12 protein-coding genes are annotated in these 15,820 nt (G+C 62.7%); 7 read left to right on the top strand and 5 right to left on the bottom strand.

The genetic code is table 11. The features are described 5' to 3' along the window. Positions 1–774, bottom strand: a 774-nt coding sequence (locus ACJWXQ_RS05160; protein WP_406672306.1) for a TonB-dependent receptor plug domain-containing protein, incomplete at its 3' end; no start/stop codon positions are given. A 416-nt stretch (positions 775–1,190) separates the two neighbouring features. On the opposite strand from ACJWXQ_RS05160, the gene ACJWXQ_RS05155 reads away from it, so the two are divergent. Next, a complete protein-coding gene (locus ACJWXQ_RS05155; RefSeq protein WP_406672305.1) occupies positions 1,191–2,786 on the top strand; it encodes a M20/M25/M40 family metallo-hydrolase in 1,596 nt (531 codons plus the stop codon). A gap of 10 nt (positions 2,787–2,796) precedes the next feature. On the opposite strand, the gene ACJWXQ_RS05150 is transcribed toward ACJWXQ_RS05155, so the two are convergent. Then, positions 2,797–3,003 (bottom strand): SlyX family protein, encoded by a 207-nt coding sequence (locus tag ACJWXQ_RS05150; RefSeq protein WP_346051016.1) that lies wholly within the window; start codon positions 3,001–3,003, stop codon positions 2,797–2,799. A 95-nt stretch (positions 3,004–3,098) separates the two neighbouring features. On the opposite strand from ACJWXQ_RS05150, the gene murB reads away from it, so the two are divergent. From murB to ACJWXQ_RS05135, 3 genes are all read left to right on the top strand, one after another. Beyond that, entirely contained in the window at positions 3,099–4,154 is a 1,056-nt protein-coding gene (gene murB, locus ACJWXQ_RS05145; protein ID WP_346051015.1) for a UDP-N-acetylmuramate dehydrogenase, read from the top strand. 84 nt (positions 4,155–4,238) lie between these two features. Then, a complete protein-coding gene (locus ACJWXQ_RS05140; RefSeq protein ID WP_406672304.1) occupies positions 4,239–4,676 on the top strand; it encodes a DUF3617 domain-containing protein in 438 nt (145 codons plus the stop codon). Positions 4,677–4,954: 278 nt separating this feature from the next. Further along, a complete protein-coding gene (locus tag ACJWXQ_RS05135; protein WP_346051013.1) occupies positions 4,955–6,976 on the top strand; it encodes an alpha/beta fold hydrolase in 2,022 nt (673 codons plus the stop codon). 5 nt (positions 6,977–6,981) lie between these two features. Here the strand turns inward: ACJWXQ_RS05135 and ACJWXQ_RS05130 are convergent, their stop codons facing one another. Then, entirely contained in the window at positions 6,982–8,196 is a 1,215-nt protein-coding gene (locus ACJWXQ_RS05130; RefSeq protein ID WP_346051012.1) for a lytic murein transglycosylase, read from the bottom strand. Between the two features lie 150 nt (positions 8,197–8,346). On the opposite strand from ACJWXQ_RS05130, the gene ACJWXQ_RS05125 reads away from it, so the two are divergent. The 3 genes from ACJWXQ_RS05125 to ACJWXQ_RS05115 are packed head-to-tail and all read left to right on the top strand — an operon-like array spanning position 8,347 to position 12,123. Beyond that, a complete protein-coding gene (locus ACJWXQ_RS05125) occupies positions 8,347–8,643 on the top strand; it encodes a hypothetical protein (RefSeq protein WP_346051011.1) in 297 nt (98 codons plus the stop codon). A 59-nt stretch (positions 8,644–8,702) separates the two neighbouring features. Continuing rightward, positions 8,703–11,531: a prolyl oligopeptidase family serine peptidase gene (locus tag ACJWXQ_RS05120; protein WP_406672303.1), complete on the top strand. Its 2,829-nt coding sequence runs from the start codon at positions 8,703–8,705 to the stop codon at positions 11,529–11,531. Positions 11,532–11,556: 25 nt separating this feature from the next. Further along, entirely contained in the window at positions 11,557–12,123 is a 567-nt protein-coding gene (locus ACJWXQ_RS05115) for a superoxide dismutase family protein (RefSeq protein ID WP_346051009.1), read from the top strand. Here the strand turns inward: ACJWXQ_RS05115 and ACJWXQ_RS05110 are convergent. Together ACJWXQ_RS05110 and ACJWXQ_RS05105 are read right to left on the bottom strand one after the other, a co-directional pair. After that, positions 12,117–14,042 (bottom strand): diguanylate cyclase, encoded by a 1,926-nt coding sequence (locus tag ACJWXQ_RS05110; protein WP_406672302.1) that lies wholly within the window; start codon positions 14,040–14,042, stop codon positions 12,117–12,119. The genes ACJWXQ_RS05115 and ACJWXQ_RS05110 overlap by 7 nt on opposite strands. 157 nt (positions 14,043–14,199) lie before the next feature. Then, positions 14,200–15,820, bottom strand: a 1,621-nt coding sequence (locus ACJWXQ_RS05105; protein WP_406672301.1) for a PQQ-binding-like beta-propeller repeat protein, incomplete at its 5' end; no start/stop codon positions are given.

The raw sequence follows: 15,820 nt of genomic DNA, 5'->3' as shown, positions 1-15,820 counted from the left end.
GTCAACACCCCAGAACCAGTTGTTCTCGGAAGCAAGCAGGTCCGGGCGGGCAGTGCCTTCCAGGCCTTCCTGATTGAACCACTCCACGGAGAAGGTCACATTGCCGCGACCGTCGAACATGTTGGCCCCGGCCACATAGGAGAACATGTCGGTCTGGGCGTCACTTTCGGCGGTGATTCCGCGTTGGAGACTGAAGTCAACGCCTTCGTAGTCATCCTTGAGGATGACGTTGATGGTGCCGGCAATGGCGTCGGAGCCATAGATCGGCGCACCACCGATGCCGATGACTTCAATGCGATCCACCATGGCCACGGGGATGACGTTGAAGTCGACCTGCAGGCCACCGGAGGCGGCGAAGATGCTGGGAGTATTCTGGGACACGAAGCGGCGGCCGTTGACCAGGGTCAGGGTCCGCTGGGAGCCCAGGCCCAGGAAGTCAACGAAGTTCTGGCCCAGGTTGAAGGTGTTCTGGGTGCCATCGGGGGTGATGGGCGGTGCACCGAAGCTGGGCAGTTCATTCAGGGCATCGGCCACATTGGTAAAGCCCCGGTCCTCAAGTTCCTGGCTGGAAATGCTGAGGGCGGGATAGTGGGTGTCGATGCCTTCGCGGGTAATGCGGGTACCGGTCACGCGGACACGGTCCAGTTCCCGAAGTTCTTCTTCCTCGTCGTTATCGTTGTTTTGAGCCATGGCCATGGGGGCGGCGAGCGCCGCGGCCATGCCGGACAACAACGCCAGACGAATCGCGCGGCGTAAAGGGTTGTCGGGTTTCATATCGGATTACTCCCTAGCTGTGAGCATTTTTCAGGCTTGCAACGAACTCTTTGCTGTCTTCCGTGGTCAGGCAGTGAGCGGTGACCGGACGGTTCTTGTCCGGCCGACTGGATCGCTCGTCCGGTGTCGGTCCTCAATATTGCTGAGGTCGAGGCCACCCCTGGTCGAGCGCGGCAGCATCCGTGCTGTTGCTTTAATATCACAGGTTGGTATTTGTGCAAACTGATTTGAGTCAATAAATCGAAAAAAATCTAATTAACTGATTCGAGCGCTAAAAAAGAAGTCGTTCGTACGAAGAGTAGGGGTGGTTTGAGCGGTGATCATTCGGGAATGTTGCGCCAAAAGAACGCCATTTCTACGACCGATTTCGTTTAGTTGCTACTATCCCCATTCCGTTGCACAAGGAGATTCGGGAAATGGTTAAGCATTGGGCAAGTGGCTTGAGTGCTGGTTTGATTCTAGGTGTGAGTACCTGGATGGCCCCGGCCCAGGCGGAAGTCGATCTGGACGTGGTCAACGAGATTCGTCACGAGGGTCTGCATCACTCTCAGGTGATGGATACCCTGGACTATCTCACCGATGTCATCGGGCCGCGCCTGACCGGTTCGCCGGGCATGAACAAGGCCAATGAATGGACGCGGGAGCAGCTCGAGTCCTGGGGACTGGAAAATGCCCGCTTGCATGGTTTTGACTTCGGGCAGGGGTGGTCCTTTGATCACAGCCACGCCTGGTTGGCATCTCCCCGCAAGGCCCCTCTGATCGTCTATCCCCGTGCCTGGACGCCCGGCACCGACGGCCCGGTGCAGGGCCCTGCGAAGCGGGTCAAGCTCGAGGATGAATCTGATCTCGAAAAGTACGCGGGCAAGCTGGAAGGCAAGATCCTGTTGCTGGACGAGCCCCGAGAGATCGAGAAGCAGGAGCGCTCACCTTTCCACCGCCATGATGATGACTCCCTGGAGAACATGGAGCGTTTTCCGATTCCGGGCGAGGCCGGGCCGGACTGGCGTCAGCGGCGGGTGCAGATGCACCACTTCCGTGAAAAGCGCAATGCCTTCCTCGCCGAAGAGGGCGTGTTGGCGACTGTCCATATCAGCTCACGGGATTACGGCATTGTGCGCACGGGCGCCGGTGCGGCCCATGATGCCGATGCCGAGGCGGGTGTCCCCGCCGTGCAGATGGCCAGCGAACACTACAATCTGCTGGCGCGCTTGCTGCAGCGGGACAAGGCAGTGGAAATCGGTCTCGATGTGAAGGCCCGTTTCCATGATGACGATCTTCAGGCCTACAACACCCTGGCCGAGATTCCGGGTCGGGGGCGCAATCCCGAGATTGTCATGGCCGGTGCCCATCTGGATTCCTGGCATCCGGGCACGGGTGCCACCGATAATGCCGCGGGCGTGGCGGTGGTGATGGAGGCCGTGCGCATTCTGCAGGCCATCGGCGTTCAGCCCCGGCGGACCATTCGCGTCGGCCTCTGGTCCGGTGAAGAGCAGGGTCTGCTGGGTTCGCGAGCCTATGTGGATGATTACATCGCCACTCGCCCCGAGCACGAGGACGAAGAGCAACTGGCCCTACCGGCCCGCCTGCGTGATGCGACCTGGCCCATCGAGCCCCTGCGCGGGCATGACCGGCATGTGGCCTATTTCAACTTCGACAATGGCAGTGGCCGAATTCGAGGCATCCACGCTCAGGAGAATGTGGCGGCAATGCCGATCTTCGAGAATTGGCTGGAGCCCTTCCACGATCTGGGGGCGACCACCGTGAGCAGCCGCAATACCGGTTCCACCGACCACGTGGCCTTTGACGCGGTGGGTATTCCCGGTTTTCAGTTCATTCAGGATCGCCTGGATTATTTCGCCCACACCCACCATTCCCACTTGGACACCCGGGACCATGTGGAGCGGGATGACCTGATTCAGTCCGCGGTGGTGCTGGCGTCCTTCCTCTATCATGCCGCCATGCGGGACGAGTCTCTGCCTCGCAAGCCCATGCCGCGGGAGCCGGAAGACTGAGATCTGCCGGCTAGTAGTGTGGCGGCGGCTCATGCCCCTGGGGGGATGAGCCGCCGCTTTGTTCTTGCAGGGTCTGCACCCGGTCAGACAGATGCTGGCAGCGGGCCTTGAGGGCTTCCAGTTCCCGTTGTTGGGCGTAGACCGTGTCACTCAGGGCGGTCAATGCCGCTTCCTGGTGGGCCAGTTTTTCTTCCAGATGGGTCAGACGGGATTCCATGGGCATTGCTCCGCTGCTTGGGACCGGCGGGTATCGTTGGCACGGCTTCGGTATCATGCCCGTTCGAGGCGGGGAATCAAGGCCGGGAGTGGCCGATGAGAGGCGATTGCATGGTTTCGCGGCAGACACAGGACGGGGACAAGGGGACGGGGCTCGAGGTTTGCCGGGATGCTGAGCTGTCAGCCCTGAATACCCTGGCGGTGCCGGTACGTGCCACTCGCCTGCTGCGTGTCAGCGACCCCAGGCTGTTCGAAGCACAGCCACCGCGGGACGGCGATCTGGTCCTGGGGGGAGGCAGTAATGTGCTGTTCAGGGCGGATTTCCCGGGCAGTATCTGGCTGATGGTCAATCGCGGCATCGAGGGGGTATCCCGTGAAGAGAACGGTGACCTGATCCGTGTGGCCGCCGGTGAGAACTGGGATGCCTTTGTGCGCTGGTCCCTGGAGCAGGGCTATCATGGCCTGGAAAACCTGATTCTGATTCCCGGTTCCGTGGGCGCGGCGCCCATCCAGAACATCGGCGCCTACGGGGTGGAAGTGGAACGGTTCATCCGCAGCGTCACGGTCTGGGACCGGCGGGCCCGGCAATTCCGTGAATTTTCCCACCCGGAATGCGCTTTCGATTATCGCGATTCCCGTTTCAAGCGGGAACGGGATGCCTTCGTTGTCACCCACGTGAATTTCCACCTGCCGTGCAGCGGTGAGCCGGCACTGGAATATGCCGGTGTGCGTGAAGAACTGGCTGCCATGGGCATCGACCGTCCCGAGCCGCGAGCGGTGGCCCGGGCGGTGGAGGCCATCCGCCGCCGCAAATTGCCCGACCCCGCCCGGCTGAGCAATGCGGGCAGTTTCTTCAAGAATCCGGTGGTCAGTGCGGCCAGGGCGGCAGCCCTGCAGGCGGACCATGCCGCTCTGCCGGTGTTTCCGCTCCCGGATGGCGGCTGCAAGCTGTCCGCTGCCTGGTTGCTGGAGCAATGCGGCCTGAAGGGCTGGCGGCGGGGCGCCGCGGGCTTTGCCGAACAACATGCCCTGGTTCTGGTCAACCATGGTGGCGCCACTGGTGCCGAGCTGTGGGCGGCCGCCCAGGAAGCCATGGCCCGTGTGGAGGCCGAATTCGGCCTGCGCCTGGAGCCCGAGCCCCGCATTGTCTGACCCCCCCAGATGGGGGGCAGCCAGCGCCGACTGCTACGAATACACTACAATGACCAGGCAAATTCTTACGAGCAGGAGAGAGACATGCGTAATATCTTGATTGCCATTGCCGCGCTGCTGGCGCTGGCCTGTTCCCAGGCCCAGGCAGACACGCCCAATATCGAACCCGGCATGTGGGAACACACCAATGTGACCACTTTCGAGGGGGGGGCCATGGGTGAGCAGGAAGAAACCAGCACCGAACAGGAGTGCATCACCCAGGAAGAGATCGATGATCGGGATTTCTTCGCCGAGCTGGATGGCGTGGAGGAGTGCACCATCACCGACCAGAACGTGTCTTCCTCGGGCATGAGCTATTCCATGTCCTGTGAGCACGAGTCCGGCATGTCCGTGGAAATGGATGCCAACATGAGCTTCCACGGCACCACCATGAGCGGTGAGATGCACGGCAAGCTGGTTACCCCCATGGGCGAGATGAGCATGAAGGTCATCAGCGAGGGCGAGCGTATAGGCGACTGCTGATATTCGCGCTGTCCTCAGCCAAACCCCGTCAGCTCCGGCTGGCGGGGTTTTTGTTTTTCTGACGTTCCGGAAACCGCAGGGACAGCAGGGAGCGGTCGGCTCAGTCCTCCCATCCGGCTTGCCCCGAATTGGCTTGGTGAAGACTGTGTGCGAACGCTTCCAGACCATGGAAAGCAGCCAGGCCGCTTGCAATTGAATGGGCTCAGGCAAAGCGTGTCGCAGAGCCGTGCCTAATGGGCTATCTTTGAGGCTTTGTGTCGCAAGGAAGGGGGGTTCCCATGCTGCGTGCCTTGATCGTGTTGCCGATGTTGTGGGCCGGGTCCGTGATCGCCGCCGAGGCGGTGGTGGATCCCGCCGAGATGGAGTTCCTGCGCGCGGAGCAGGCGCAAGCGCTGGATTGCCCCTTCCGGGATCGAATCGACTTCGATCACGGTGACATCGAATGCGGTCTGGTGGAGGTGCCGGAAAACCGCGAGGTCAGCGGCAGTCGCAGTATTGAGCTTCATTATGTGCGGATTGCGGCCCAGCCGCCGGAAGGCAAGGAAGATGAGGTCCGAGAGGATCCGGCCATCTATCTCACCGGCGGGCCCGGGGTGACGGTGGAAGGTTATGTGGACCGCCTTCGGAACCATGGCATCCTCGAACGCCGGGATCTCTACATCCTGGAGCAACGGGGTATCGGTCATTCCGGGGATTTCTGCCCGTTCTTCACCGACCGCATGCCGGGCGAGCGGGCCCGTGACAGCTTCCGCGGTGCCCAGGAAGCCTTCATGGACAGTGCCCGCCGCTGCTTCGAGAAGGCCAGCGCCCGCGGGGTGGACCTTCGCGGCTACAACACCTTTGAGAATGCCCGTGATGTGCGTGCACTGCGCATGGCCCTGGGTTATGAACAATGGAATGTCTGGGGTATTTCCTACGGTTCGGTGCTGGGTCAGGCCCTGATCAAGGAGGACCCTGACGGCATTGCAGCCATGGTGCTGGATGCCATCGTGCCGCTGGATCTGGATAATATGATGCGCATTTCCCACTGGTATGCCCGTGACCTGGAAATGCTGCATGCGGCCTGTGCCGACCAGCGGCGCTGTGCCCGTGCCCATGCCGATCTGGAAGAGCGTTATCTCGATGCCATCGATGCCATGCGGGAAAACCCCGTCGAGGTATCCGTGCCGGAGAGCGTGCGTCATCCCGAGGGCAAGGCCTGGATGTTTCAGGACCTGATCGCCGGGCTGCCCTTCAGCCTGCTTTATGAACAGGCCTATCACCCGGCCATTCCCGCCATCATGGATCGCCTGGCCCGTGCGGTTGAGGATCGGGACGAGGATTTCTTCCGGGCCTTGGCACTGGCCGACACCAGTGGCGGCATGGGCTCAAGCATGGGCATGGGCCTGGCGGTGCGCTGTCTGGATCACTACATCGACGAACAGGCCCGGCTCTATCCCGGTGACCTGGAACGCTATCCCACCCTGGCCCAGGCCTTCGGTCACCCCGAGGTGGTGGCGATGGGGCCTCAGATCTGTCGCGAGGTCGGGCTGACACCGCGGCCACGGGAGCAATACGAACAGCCGCGCACGGATATCCCCATTGTGGTCGCCAATGGGGCCTGGGACCCCATCACCCCGCCGCCGCTGGCCCGCTACATCATGGATGGTCTGGAGAATGGTCGCTATGTGGAATTCCCCCATGCCGGTCACGGGCCCACCCGCTCGGTGGATTGTGCCGGGGATTTCATGAACGATTTCTTTGATGACCCCTCCGCGCCCCTGGACGAGGAATGCGTGGAGTCCGGTGAGGAGGCCGCCGAGTATCTGGGACGGGTCTTTCAGACCCGGGCACCGATCAAGGGCATCTTGCTGATGGAAACCGAGCCCGAGGCCATGGGGCGGCATGGGCTTTGGGCCGGGCTGTCCCTGCTGCTGGCCGGGGGCGGTTTTCTCGCCCTGACGGTGGGCTTTGTCGGTGGCCGCATCAATCGTGCGCCCATACCCCGGACCAGCGGTGCCCGTCTGCTGATCTTCCTGGCGGCGACGGCCATCATTGCCTGGCTGGTGGGTATGGGGATTGTGGCCTGGCGGACCAGTGAGCTGACCGAGGCCCTGTTCCTGGCCGGCTTTCTGCCCTGGGCCGGCTGGATTGCCTGGTTGGCGCCTCTGTCGCTGGTCCTGGCCGTGGCCGGCCTGGTGCAGATGGTCCGCAACCATCACCGCCACAGCCGTGCCGGCATGACCGGCCTCAGCCTGACTGCCCTGGGGGTCATCGGCCTGGCCAGCTTCGGCCTCGCCTGGGATCTGTGGCCCTGGTAGAGGGACTAGCTACTGGTGGAGACGTCGAGGGCGTCGAGGACGGCCGGGTCGGGGAAGCCATCGGCGACCAGGCCCTGTTCGCTCTGGAAGCTGCGAATGGCACGCCGGGTGGCGGGGCCGAGGATGCCGTCCACGGGGCCGGGGTCATGGCCCTCCTCACGCAGGCGGGCCTGGAGATCCTGGACCTGGTCCCGGCTCAGGCGCGGGACGTCCTCGGGCGGTGGATTGTGCAGGCCGCTGGCGCCGGCAATCCGGTCGGCGAGTATGCCGACGGAGAGGGCGTAATACTCGGAACGGTTCCAGCGCATGATGACATTGAAATTGTCATAGACCAGAAAGGCGGGACCGCGGTGGCCCGCCGGCAGTAGCAGCGCGGCTTCGATGTCCACCGGGGGCAGGGGTGCGCCATCACCTCGCCGCACCCCAAGACGAGACCATTCAGCCAGGGACTTGCGTCGGTCGCCGCCGGCCAACTGGAAGTCGAAATCCTCCGGCAAGCTTACTTCCCGGCCCCAGCGGTAGCCGGTCTCCCAGCCGATATGGCTGAGGAAATTGGCGGCCGATGCCATGGCGTCGGGAATGCTGCCCCACAGGTCCCGACGGCCGCTGCCATCGTGGTCAACCGCGTAGCGAAGGAAGACCGAGGGCATGAACTGGACATGCCCCATGGCGCCGGCCCAGGAGCCCTCCATGCGCTCGAGGTCGATGGCGCCTTCGTCGAGGATTCGCAGGGCGGCGAGTAGCTCGCCGGTGAAATAATCGCTGCGCCGCAGATCGCAGGCCAGGGTGGCGAGGGAATCAATCACCGGCATGCGGCCGAAGAAGCTGCCGTAGTTGGTCTCCAGCCCCCAGAAGGCCACCAGGTATTGGGCCGGGACGCCATACTGCCGGGCCACGCTCTGCAACAGTTCACCGTGCTCCTCCAGCAATTGCCGGCCCTGACGGATCCGTTGCTCGTTGACACGGCGATTGAGGTAGTCATGAAAGGGCGTCGTGAACTCGGGCTGGCGACGATCCAGCTCGATCACCCGGTCGATATGCCGGGCCGGGCGCAGTTTCTGGTCGACAATGCGGGTGGAGATTCCTTCGGCCTGGGCCTGGTGGGCGATACGATCGATGCAGGCGGCAAAGTCAGCCTGCTCCACCTCGGCCTGGGCGCCCTGGGGGGCGGCCAGATATAGGCCCATCGCAATCAGGCCCGCGTTCAACATCCTGTTCATCACTGCTTGGTCTTACTCCTGCCGGGTGGGTGATGGCACTGTAGACGCCCAAAAGGCAACAACCGTTCAATTCCGAGCATATCTTGATTCGGAGGGGCTTTATACTGGTAGCGATATTGGTTCGCAACTGGTTAGGGGGTTATTCAGCGAATGGGGTTTGTCATTGTATATCGCTGGGAGATACGCCCCGGCAAGGAAAGTCAGTTTCGTCAGAGCTGGGAAGCGCTCAGTCAGCAGTACTGCCAGCTCTATGGCGCCGAGGCGGCGCGTCTGCACCGGGGCGAGGAACAGGTCTGGATGGCCTGGACCGCCTGGCCGAGTCGGGAGCAGTACTTTCTGGCCATGGAGCGGGGCGTGCCGGATCCCGAAATCGTTGAGGCCATGGATGCCGCGGTCAGCCGGCGCCTGGAACCGGAGTTTCTGGTGCTGGAGGCCACCGTGGAATGAACCCCTGGGGCCTGAACCCGTCAGACAGCGGAGTGATATTGGAAGCCAAAGGAACCGGAATGAAGAGACTTGTCACAGCTTTCCTCACCCTTTCCCTGTTGTTGATGCTGGCCGGCCCCCTGGCGGCCAAGCAGCCACTGGATCATTCAGTCTATACCGAATGGCAGCGTATTCAGGAGCAGGCCATCAGCCGCGACGGACGCTGGGTGGTCTGGTCCATGGCTCCGGAGGAATCCGATGCCACGCTGGTGCTGCGCGCCGTGGATGGCGATGCCCGCCATGAAGTGCCGCGGGGGGATTCCCCGCGTTTCTCCCATGACAGCCGTTTTCTGGCACTGAACATTCAGCCCGAGCGCGAGGCAATCCGCGAAGCCCGCCTGGAGGAGGTGCCTGCCGAGCAGCGCCCTCAGCCCGGCCTGGGCCTGCTGGACCTTGAAACGGATGAACTGACGGAGATCGACCGAGTCGCCGAGTTTGGCTTCCCGGCCGAGTCCGGAGATTGGCTGGCCTGGCTTCATGCCCCGCCGGCCCCGGATGAAGACGAGGACAGTGCCGACAACGACAACGACAACGATAACGATAACGACAAGGAACGGGACGATGGCCGTGATCCGGGCACCGAACTGGTGCTGAAGCGCCTTGCCGATGGTGAGCGGCGAACATTTGATCATGTGAGCGAGTTCGCTTTCTCCGCCGATGGCCGTTATCTGGCCATGGCGGTGACCACTCCGGACGGCGAGGATGACGGCCTGAAGCTTTTTGATACCCGCGGCGAGGAATCCCGTAGGCTGCGCTCGGGCGAAGGGGAATACCGCGCCCTGACTTTCAGTGACGATGCCGATCGCCTGGCATTCCTGTTTCGTGATCAGCGCGAGGACGATGAGCGCCCCGATGCCGCCTTTGCCCTCTATCACTGGGCGGCCGGTGAAGACGACGCCTCGCGAATCGTCGATGAGGAATCTCGCTTTCTTGCCGACGACTGGCATGTGAGCAAGCATCGGGCGCCTCATTTCTCCGAATCCGGCGAGCGGCTTTTCTTCGGCACCGCGCCGGCGCCGGTGGAAATGCCGGACGACGATGATGTGCTGGAGGAGGAGAAAGTCACCGTCGATGTCTGGCACTGGCAGGACGATCTGCTCCAGCCCATGCAACTGGAACAACTGGAGGAGGAGCGCAAGCGTACCTATTTGGCGGTGGCCCATCTGAATGATGACGGCCGCCTGGTGCAGCTTGGCCGGGAGCAGATCCCGGAGGTGGAAATGGCCATGGAAGGTGATGCCCCGGTCTTTCTGGGCGTTTCCAACCTGCCCTACCGCAAGGAGATTTCCTGGGACTGGCCCCGTTATTTCGACGGCTGGCTGATTGATGTCGAGACCGGCAAGGCCGAGCTGATTCTCAAGACCGTCCAGGCTCGCCCGGAAATCTCGCCGGCGGCCGGCTATGTCAATTGGTGGGACCGGGAGCAGCAGAGCTGGTTTGCCATGGATCTGGAGAGTCGAGATGTCGTCGACCTTGGGGCGGAAATCGACCATCCCCTGGGCGATCACACCAATGACCGCCCCTTCGCCGATAATCCCCAGGGCCGGGCCGGATGGCTGGCCGATGACGCCGGCTTCATTCTTTATGACCGCCATGATCTGTGGCTGGTGGACCCGGCCAACGGCAATGCCCGCAGTCTGAGTCATGAAAAAGGCCGGGAGCGGGGATGGCGCTATCGTTTCGTGGACCTGGACCCGGATGAGGCGGCCATTGATCCGGACGCCCCGCTGTTGCTGACTGCCTTTGATGAGGCGAGTCGGGACCATGGCTTTCATCATGCCTTCGTGGATGCGGACAAGGCGCCGGTGGAGCGGCTGATGACCGCCCATCGCTATGGCCGCCCGGTGCGGGCGGAGGACGGCGAGGCACTGCTCTTTACCCGCGAGAACTTCCAGGAGTTTCCGGACCTGCGGGTGGCCATGGATGCCAGCTTCGCCGATACCCGTCGCCTCAGCGAGGTCAATCCCCAGCAGGCGGATTATCGCTGGGGCCAGGTGGAGCTGGTCCATTGGGACAGCAAGACCGGCAAGCCCCATGACGGTCTGCTGTTCAAGCCCGAGGATTTCGATCCCGAGCGGGAATACCCCATGATCGTGTATTTCTACGAGCGGGCTTCCGAGGGCTTGCATTCCCATCGCCCGCCCCAGGCCCATCGTTCGGTGATCATACCCACTTTCTATACCAGCAATGACTACATCGTCTTCGTGCCGGATGTCTGGTACCGGGAAGGTTATCCGGGGGATTCAGCCATGGAGTCGATCATGCCCAAGACCCGGGCACTGGCTGAAGAGGACTGGGTGGATGCCGACCGTGTCGGTATCCAGGGACATAGCTGGGCCGGTTACAAGATTTCCTACATGGTGACCCAGACGGATTTCTTCCGGGCCGCTGCCGGGGGCGCACCGGTCTCCAACATGGTCAGTGCCTATGGTGGCATCCGCTGGCGCACCGGCATGAGCCGCATGTTCCAGTATGAGCGAACCCAGAGCCGCCTGGGCAAGACCCTGTGGGAGGACAAGTCCCTTTATCTGCACAACTCGCCCATCTTCATGGCCGACCAGATCAATACCCCCCTGCTGATGATGCACAACGATCAGGACGGGGCGGTGCCCTGGGAGCAGGGGATTGAGTTATTCGTCGCCCTGCGCCGTCTCAGTCGTCCTGCCTGGCTGATCAACTACAACGATGAGCCCCATTGGCCCACCACCTTCGCCAACCGGGAGGACTGGCAGATCCGTCTGCAGCAGTTCTTTGACCATTACCTCAAGGACGAGCCGGCGCCACGCTGGCTGGAGTCGGGCATTCCGGCCCTGGAGAAGGGCGCTACACTGGGTCATGAATCCGACTGACTGCTTGAACTGAAAGAGGTGACGCATGAAGAAACTGCTACTGACAGCACTCACCGCCGGCGGCTTGCTGTTTGCCTCCGCGCTTGTTGCTCATGATCACGACAAGGACAAGGACAAGGGCGAGAAAGCGAAGGCGGAGCGGGCGGTTGCCGAGATGCGGGATAATGACGGCGAGGTGATTGGCAAGGCGGTGATCCGGCAAGGCCCGAAAGGCGTGGTCATCCGGCTGCACCTGAATGGCCTGCCGGAAGGATGGAAAGCCATCCATATCCATGAGAAGGGTACCTGCGAGGATCACCACGACGGGTTCGTGGCCTCTGGCGGGCATCTGGACCCGGATGGTCGGGAACATGGCCTGATGAACCCGGAAGGGCCTGAGCGGGGCGATCTGCCCAATATCTGGACCCATGGTGATGGCAGCACAAAGGCGGAGATCTATGCGCCGGGTGTTGACCTGCACGGTGAGAAAGCCGGACTGCTTTACGGTGACGGTACGGCCCTGGTGATTCACGAGGGCGCGGACGATCACTACTCCCAGCCCATTGGCGGTGCCGGTGCCCGCATTGCCTGCGGGGTGGTGAACGCTTACTGAGGTGTCGAGACGCTGTCTGGCGGAGCGGCCGCGGCCACCTGGTTGCGGCCGTTCTGCTTGGCACGATAGACGGCCTCGTCCGCCCGCCGAAAGACCGACTGGGCACTCTCTCCCGGACTGAAGGCGGCCACGCCGAAAGAGGCGCTCAAGCCGTACTTGACCCCGTCATGCTCGAAACCGTGGTTGCGGATCTTCTCGCGCAGGCGATCCGCCAGCGCCACGGCTGCCTCCAGTTCGGTTTCCGGCAGCAGCAGCACGAACTCCTCGCCACCAAAGCGGGCGACAAAATCGGTTTCCCGCAATGCCTGACGAAGGACCTCGGCCACCTGGGACAGGGCATCATCCCCGCCGGCATGACCAAGCTGGTCATTGACCAGCTTGAAGTCATCAAGATCACAGACCGCCAGTACCAGGGGACGATCGTGGCGGCGGTGCCGTTCGAATTCGTAGCGAAGCCGTGCCTCGTAGCCGCGTCGATTGGGCAACTTGGTCAGCGGATCAATTGTGGACCGCTTCTCCGCGCGCTGCAGTTGTTCCCGCAGACGGTCGGCTTCGCTCTCCATTTCCTTGAGCCGGCTTGCCATGGCCTCCAGCCGTTTCTCCGCCGCCGTCTGTTCTCGCTGGTCGAGTCGACGGCGGCTTGAAAGGTGCCTGTCGAGACTGTTGAGGCGTTGGTTGATGGCCTTGCCGATGCTGCCCAGGTCCCGGCTTTGGCGAACCGTTTCCTGGATGCCCCGAAGATCCCTTGCGACTGCCTCGTCCAGCTTTCGTCCGTCCGTGGCCTGCCTGGCCCGGGACCGGCGTTCCTCACCCACATGTTTCTCCAGTTCCGAAAGACGGCTGAGGACCGTCTGCAGAAACTGGCGCAGGGCATCGCGTTCCCGATCAATCGCGGCCCGGTAGCGCTGGATCAGCTCGGACAGGGCTTCCATCCAGGCGAGGGCGCTTTTTTCCTCTGCCAGTGCCTCGTTGGCGTTTTCCAGCAGCGACCTGGCCTCGGCGACAAATGGCTCGGGCACACTGAGGGCGTGGATCAGTCGGCGGCCACCGTCGCCCAGTCGGAACCCGGACTCGCCCGCCTCCGGGGCATCGTCCGTCGGCTTGGATTTCAATGCCTGGTCTGAATCGCCGGTGCCGGGCTGGGCCTTCTCGACCACCGTCTGCGATTCGTTTTCATCCTTGTCCTCTGATGCCGGCGTCGAAACCGGTTCAGGACGTTCGCCGTCCAGGGCTGCCTCCAGCAGCCCTACCAGGTCCCGACAGACCTCCATCAGGGCCTTGCCACCACCCTGGTCGAGGCGCTGTTGAAGGTTATTCAGGCGTTCGTTATCCAGGCGGTCCCGCAGGCCGGTGAGCAGCAGGGAGAGTGCCGGCGGCCCCGGATCCCGGCTTTTGCCGGGCAGTTGGAACAGCCCGAGGCCTTTTCGCCCACGCCCTTCTTCCTGGTTGAAGCGCCTGGCAAGGTGACGCTCCAACACCCCGGCGCCGCGGGCAAGTTCGTGGCGATCGGCATCCGGCAGGCGCAGTGCCAGGGCGTCCAGTTCTTCGTCCTTGCCGGCTTCTTCGCGCAGGTGGATCAGAATCTGGAGGAGTAATCGGCGCAGGACGGACTCGGGACGGCTGGTGGCTTCCGGCACCCGGAGTTCCTGGCGGCTGCGGCGCCGCAGGTACTCTCCCATCTGATTCACCCGCCCGAACAGTTCGTCCATGGATGCCTGGGCGCGTGCCGCAGTGCGGATTGACTCGAGATGCTGGCTAAGTTCCGCATCGCCGCCCAGGCCCGCGACCGCCAATCGGGCGCTGGCCTGACGCATGCGCCGTTCCAGTGACTGCACTTCCCGGCCCTGGGCTTCAAGGCGTTCCAGGGCGTCGCGGTAGCGTGCTTCCCAGTACTTGTCCTGATCTGCCTGCTCGTTCATGGGCTGCCGATTATTGGATCACGGATTTCTGAAGATAGCACGAGAAGCGAACGGTATCCTTTCAAGGGCATGGCGTCCCGAAGGGTGTGGGGGCTAGGGCTGAATCTGGAATGGCGAAGCCCACACCGGCCGGTGTGGGCTTCGCCACTGTGATCGCTTAGAGGGTGTAGCGGGAAACATCCCCGTTGCCATTGATGGTCATGACCTGGCGGCCATCACGGGAGACGAATATGCGGCCATCGAAGTCGCCGAACAGGCGGTCGGTGAAACGGCGATAGCGCATGATGGGCCCGAACTCTCCGGCATCCAGGTCAAGCAGCACCGCACCACCGGTGCGTCCCTTCTGTTCCAGCACCAGCGAGGAACCGTGGTGATGATGCTCGTGCACGGTCAGGGGATTGCCGGCGAACAGCAGCCGTCCATCCCGCTGACTGAAGCCGGCGGCGCCACCCCGTCCGACGACGACTGCCGTGTCGCCATGGAGGATCAGGTTGTGGATGCCGCCCACATCGGCGTCGTCCAGGTTGCCGGCGAACAGCAAGCGGCCATCCTCAAGCTGGAAGGCATAGAGGTGCTCGGGGCCGGCAATGAAGACCCGTTCGCCCGAGAGCCGTGGTGCAGTCGCGTGCAAGCCGGTGGAGAGCATGCCGCGGCGACCGAACTCCGGTGAGCTCCAGTCCAGGCGGCCGTCGGCGCGAGTGAAGGCGGCGAGACCGCCATTGCCGTCGAACAGGTCACCGAAACCCGAGGCCAGAATGCGGTCCCCGGCAAGCTTGATGTGGGTGAATGTGGTGTCGCTGTTGTCGGTCCGCCAGATCTTGCGTCCGGAATCCAGTTCGTATTTGCTGATCCGGAAGGGGACCCGGGTCTGGATCAGGCGACTGCCCTCACGAATGCTGGTGGTGGCATGGTAGAGATGGCCATCCGCGACGATGGGGGCGGGTCGCTCCACCGGGCTGCGTTCAATCTCCACTTCCCAGAGTTTGCGGCCCGATTCCAGATCGAAGACTTCCAGTGGTGAGGCGTCCACGATCACTCGCTGCTCAGCGACCTGCATGCCGGCAACCCGGCTGCCGCTGTATTCGCTCATCCAGCGTACATCGCCGGATGGGCTCACCCGGGCGATATGGTGATTGCTGGCCACATTGACCGCCATCAGGTTGCTGCCGCCACCCATGATCAGGCGGTCACCATCCGGGAGCTCAATGACATCCCCCAGGCCCGCGCCACTGAACTCAGGGAGGTGCCAGCGCATTTGGCCGCTGCGGGCGTTGATGGCAAAGAGGCCATGGTAAGTTTTGAACAGGAAGTCCTCGCCATTGGGGTCGGCAATCACCAGTCGGCTGAAATACTCATGCTGGCGATGGAGCCGGTCTTCCCGGGTTTCCTCCTGATGGTCGGCACCCAGCAGGCGCCCCAGGGCCTGACCCGCCGCACGACCGGCGGCGCGGATGGCAATTCCGTATTTCTCCAGGCTGAAGGCGAGCTGGTCGTTGCGCCACAGTTCACGGCCACTGTCCAGGTCGATGGCCGTCACGATTTCATCATCGAGTCGATAGTCGAACAGCAGCATCACGCGAGCCTCATCGAGGATGGTCATGCGATAGCTGTCTGCCATGAACTCGCTCAGTGAAACACCGGCAATGCGGGAATGCCGCGCCAGTCGTTGCCAGAAATCGTCACCCAGGGTGGTGATGATCCGGCCGCTGTCACCGTCGATGATGCGAACGTCCCGGTCGTCGCCGATGACCACATAAGAGCCGTCGCTGCTCACTCCG

It is taken from the genome of Natronospira sp., from assembly GCF_007134575.1.
Lineage (GTDB): Bacteria > Pseudomonadota > Gammaproteobacteria > Natronospirales > Natronospiraceae > Natronospira > Natronospira elongata.
Note: the sequence above shows the minus strand (reverse complement) of the source record. Positions and strands in the feature narration are given on the sequence as shown.

Coding starts and splice junctions, on each gene's coding strand:
- ACJWXQ_RS05155 (WP_406672305.1), top strand. CDS start 1,191: ATGGTTAAGCATTGGGCAAGTGGCTTGAGTGCTGGTTTGATTCTAGGT.
- ACJWXQ_RS05150 (WP_346051016.1), bottom strand. CDS start 3,003: ATGGAATCCCGTCTGACCCATCTGGAAGAAAAACTGGCCCACCAGGAA.
- murB (WP_346051015.1), top strand. CDS start 3,099: ATGAGAGGCGATTGCATGGTTTCGCGGCAGACACAGGACGGGGACAAG.
- ACJWXQ_RS05140 (WP_406672304.1), top strand. CDS start 4,239: ATGCGTAATATCTTGATTGCCATTGCCGCGCTGCTGGCGCTGGCCTGT.
- ACJWXQ_RS05135 (WP_346051013.1), top strand. CDS start 4,955: ATGCTGCGTGCCTTGATCGTGTTGCCGATGTTGTGGGCCGGGTCCGTG.
- ACJWXQ_RS05130 (WP_346051012.1), bottom strand. CDS start 8,196: ATGAACAGGATGTTGAACGCGGGCCTGATTGCGATGGGCCTATATCTG.
- ACJWXQ_RS05125 (WP_346051011.1), top strand. CDS start 8,347: ATGGGGTTTGTCATTGTATATCGCTGGGAGATACGCCCCGGCAAGGAA.
- ACJWXQ_RS05120 (WP_406672303.1), top strand. CDS start 8,703: ATGAAGAGACTTGTCACAGCTTTCCTCACCCTTTCCCTGTTGTTGATG.
- ACJWXQ_RS05115 (WP_346051009.1), top strand. CDS start 11,557: ATGAAGAAACTGCTACTGACAGCACTCACCGCCGGCGGCTTGCTGTTT.
- ACJWXQ_RS05110 (WP_406672302.1), bottom strand. CDS start 14,042: ATGAACGAGCAGGCAGATCAGGACAAGTACTGGGAAGCACGCTACCGC.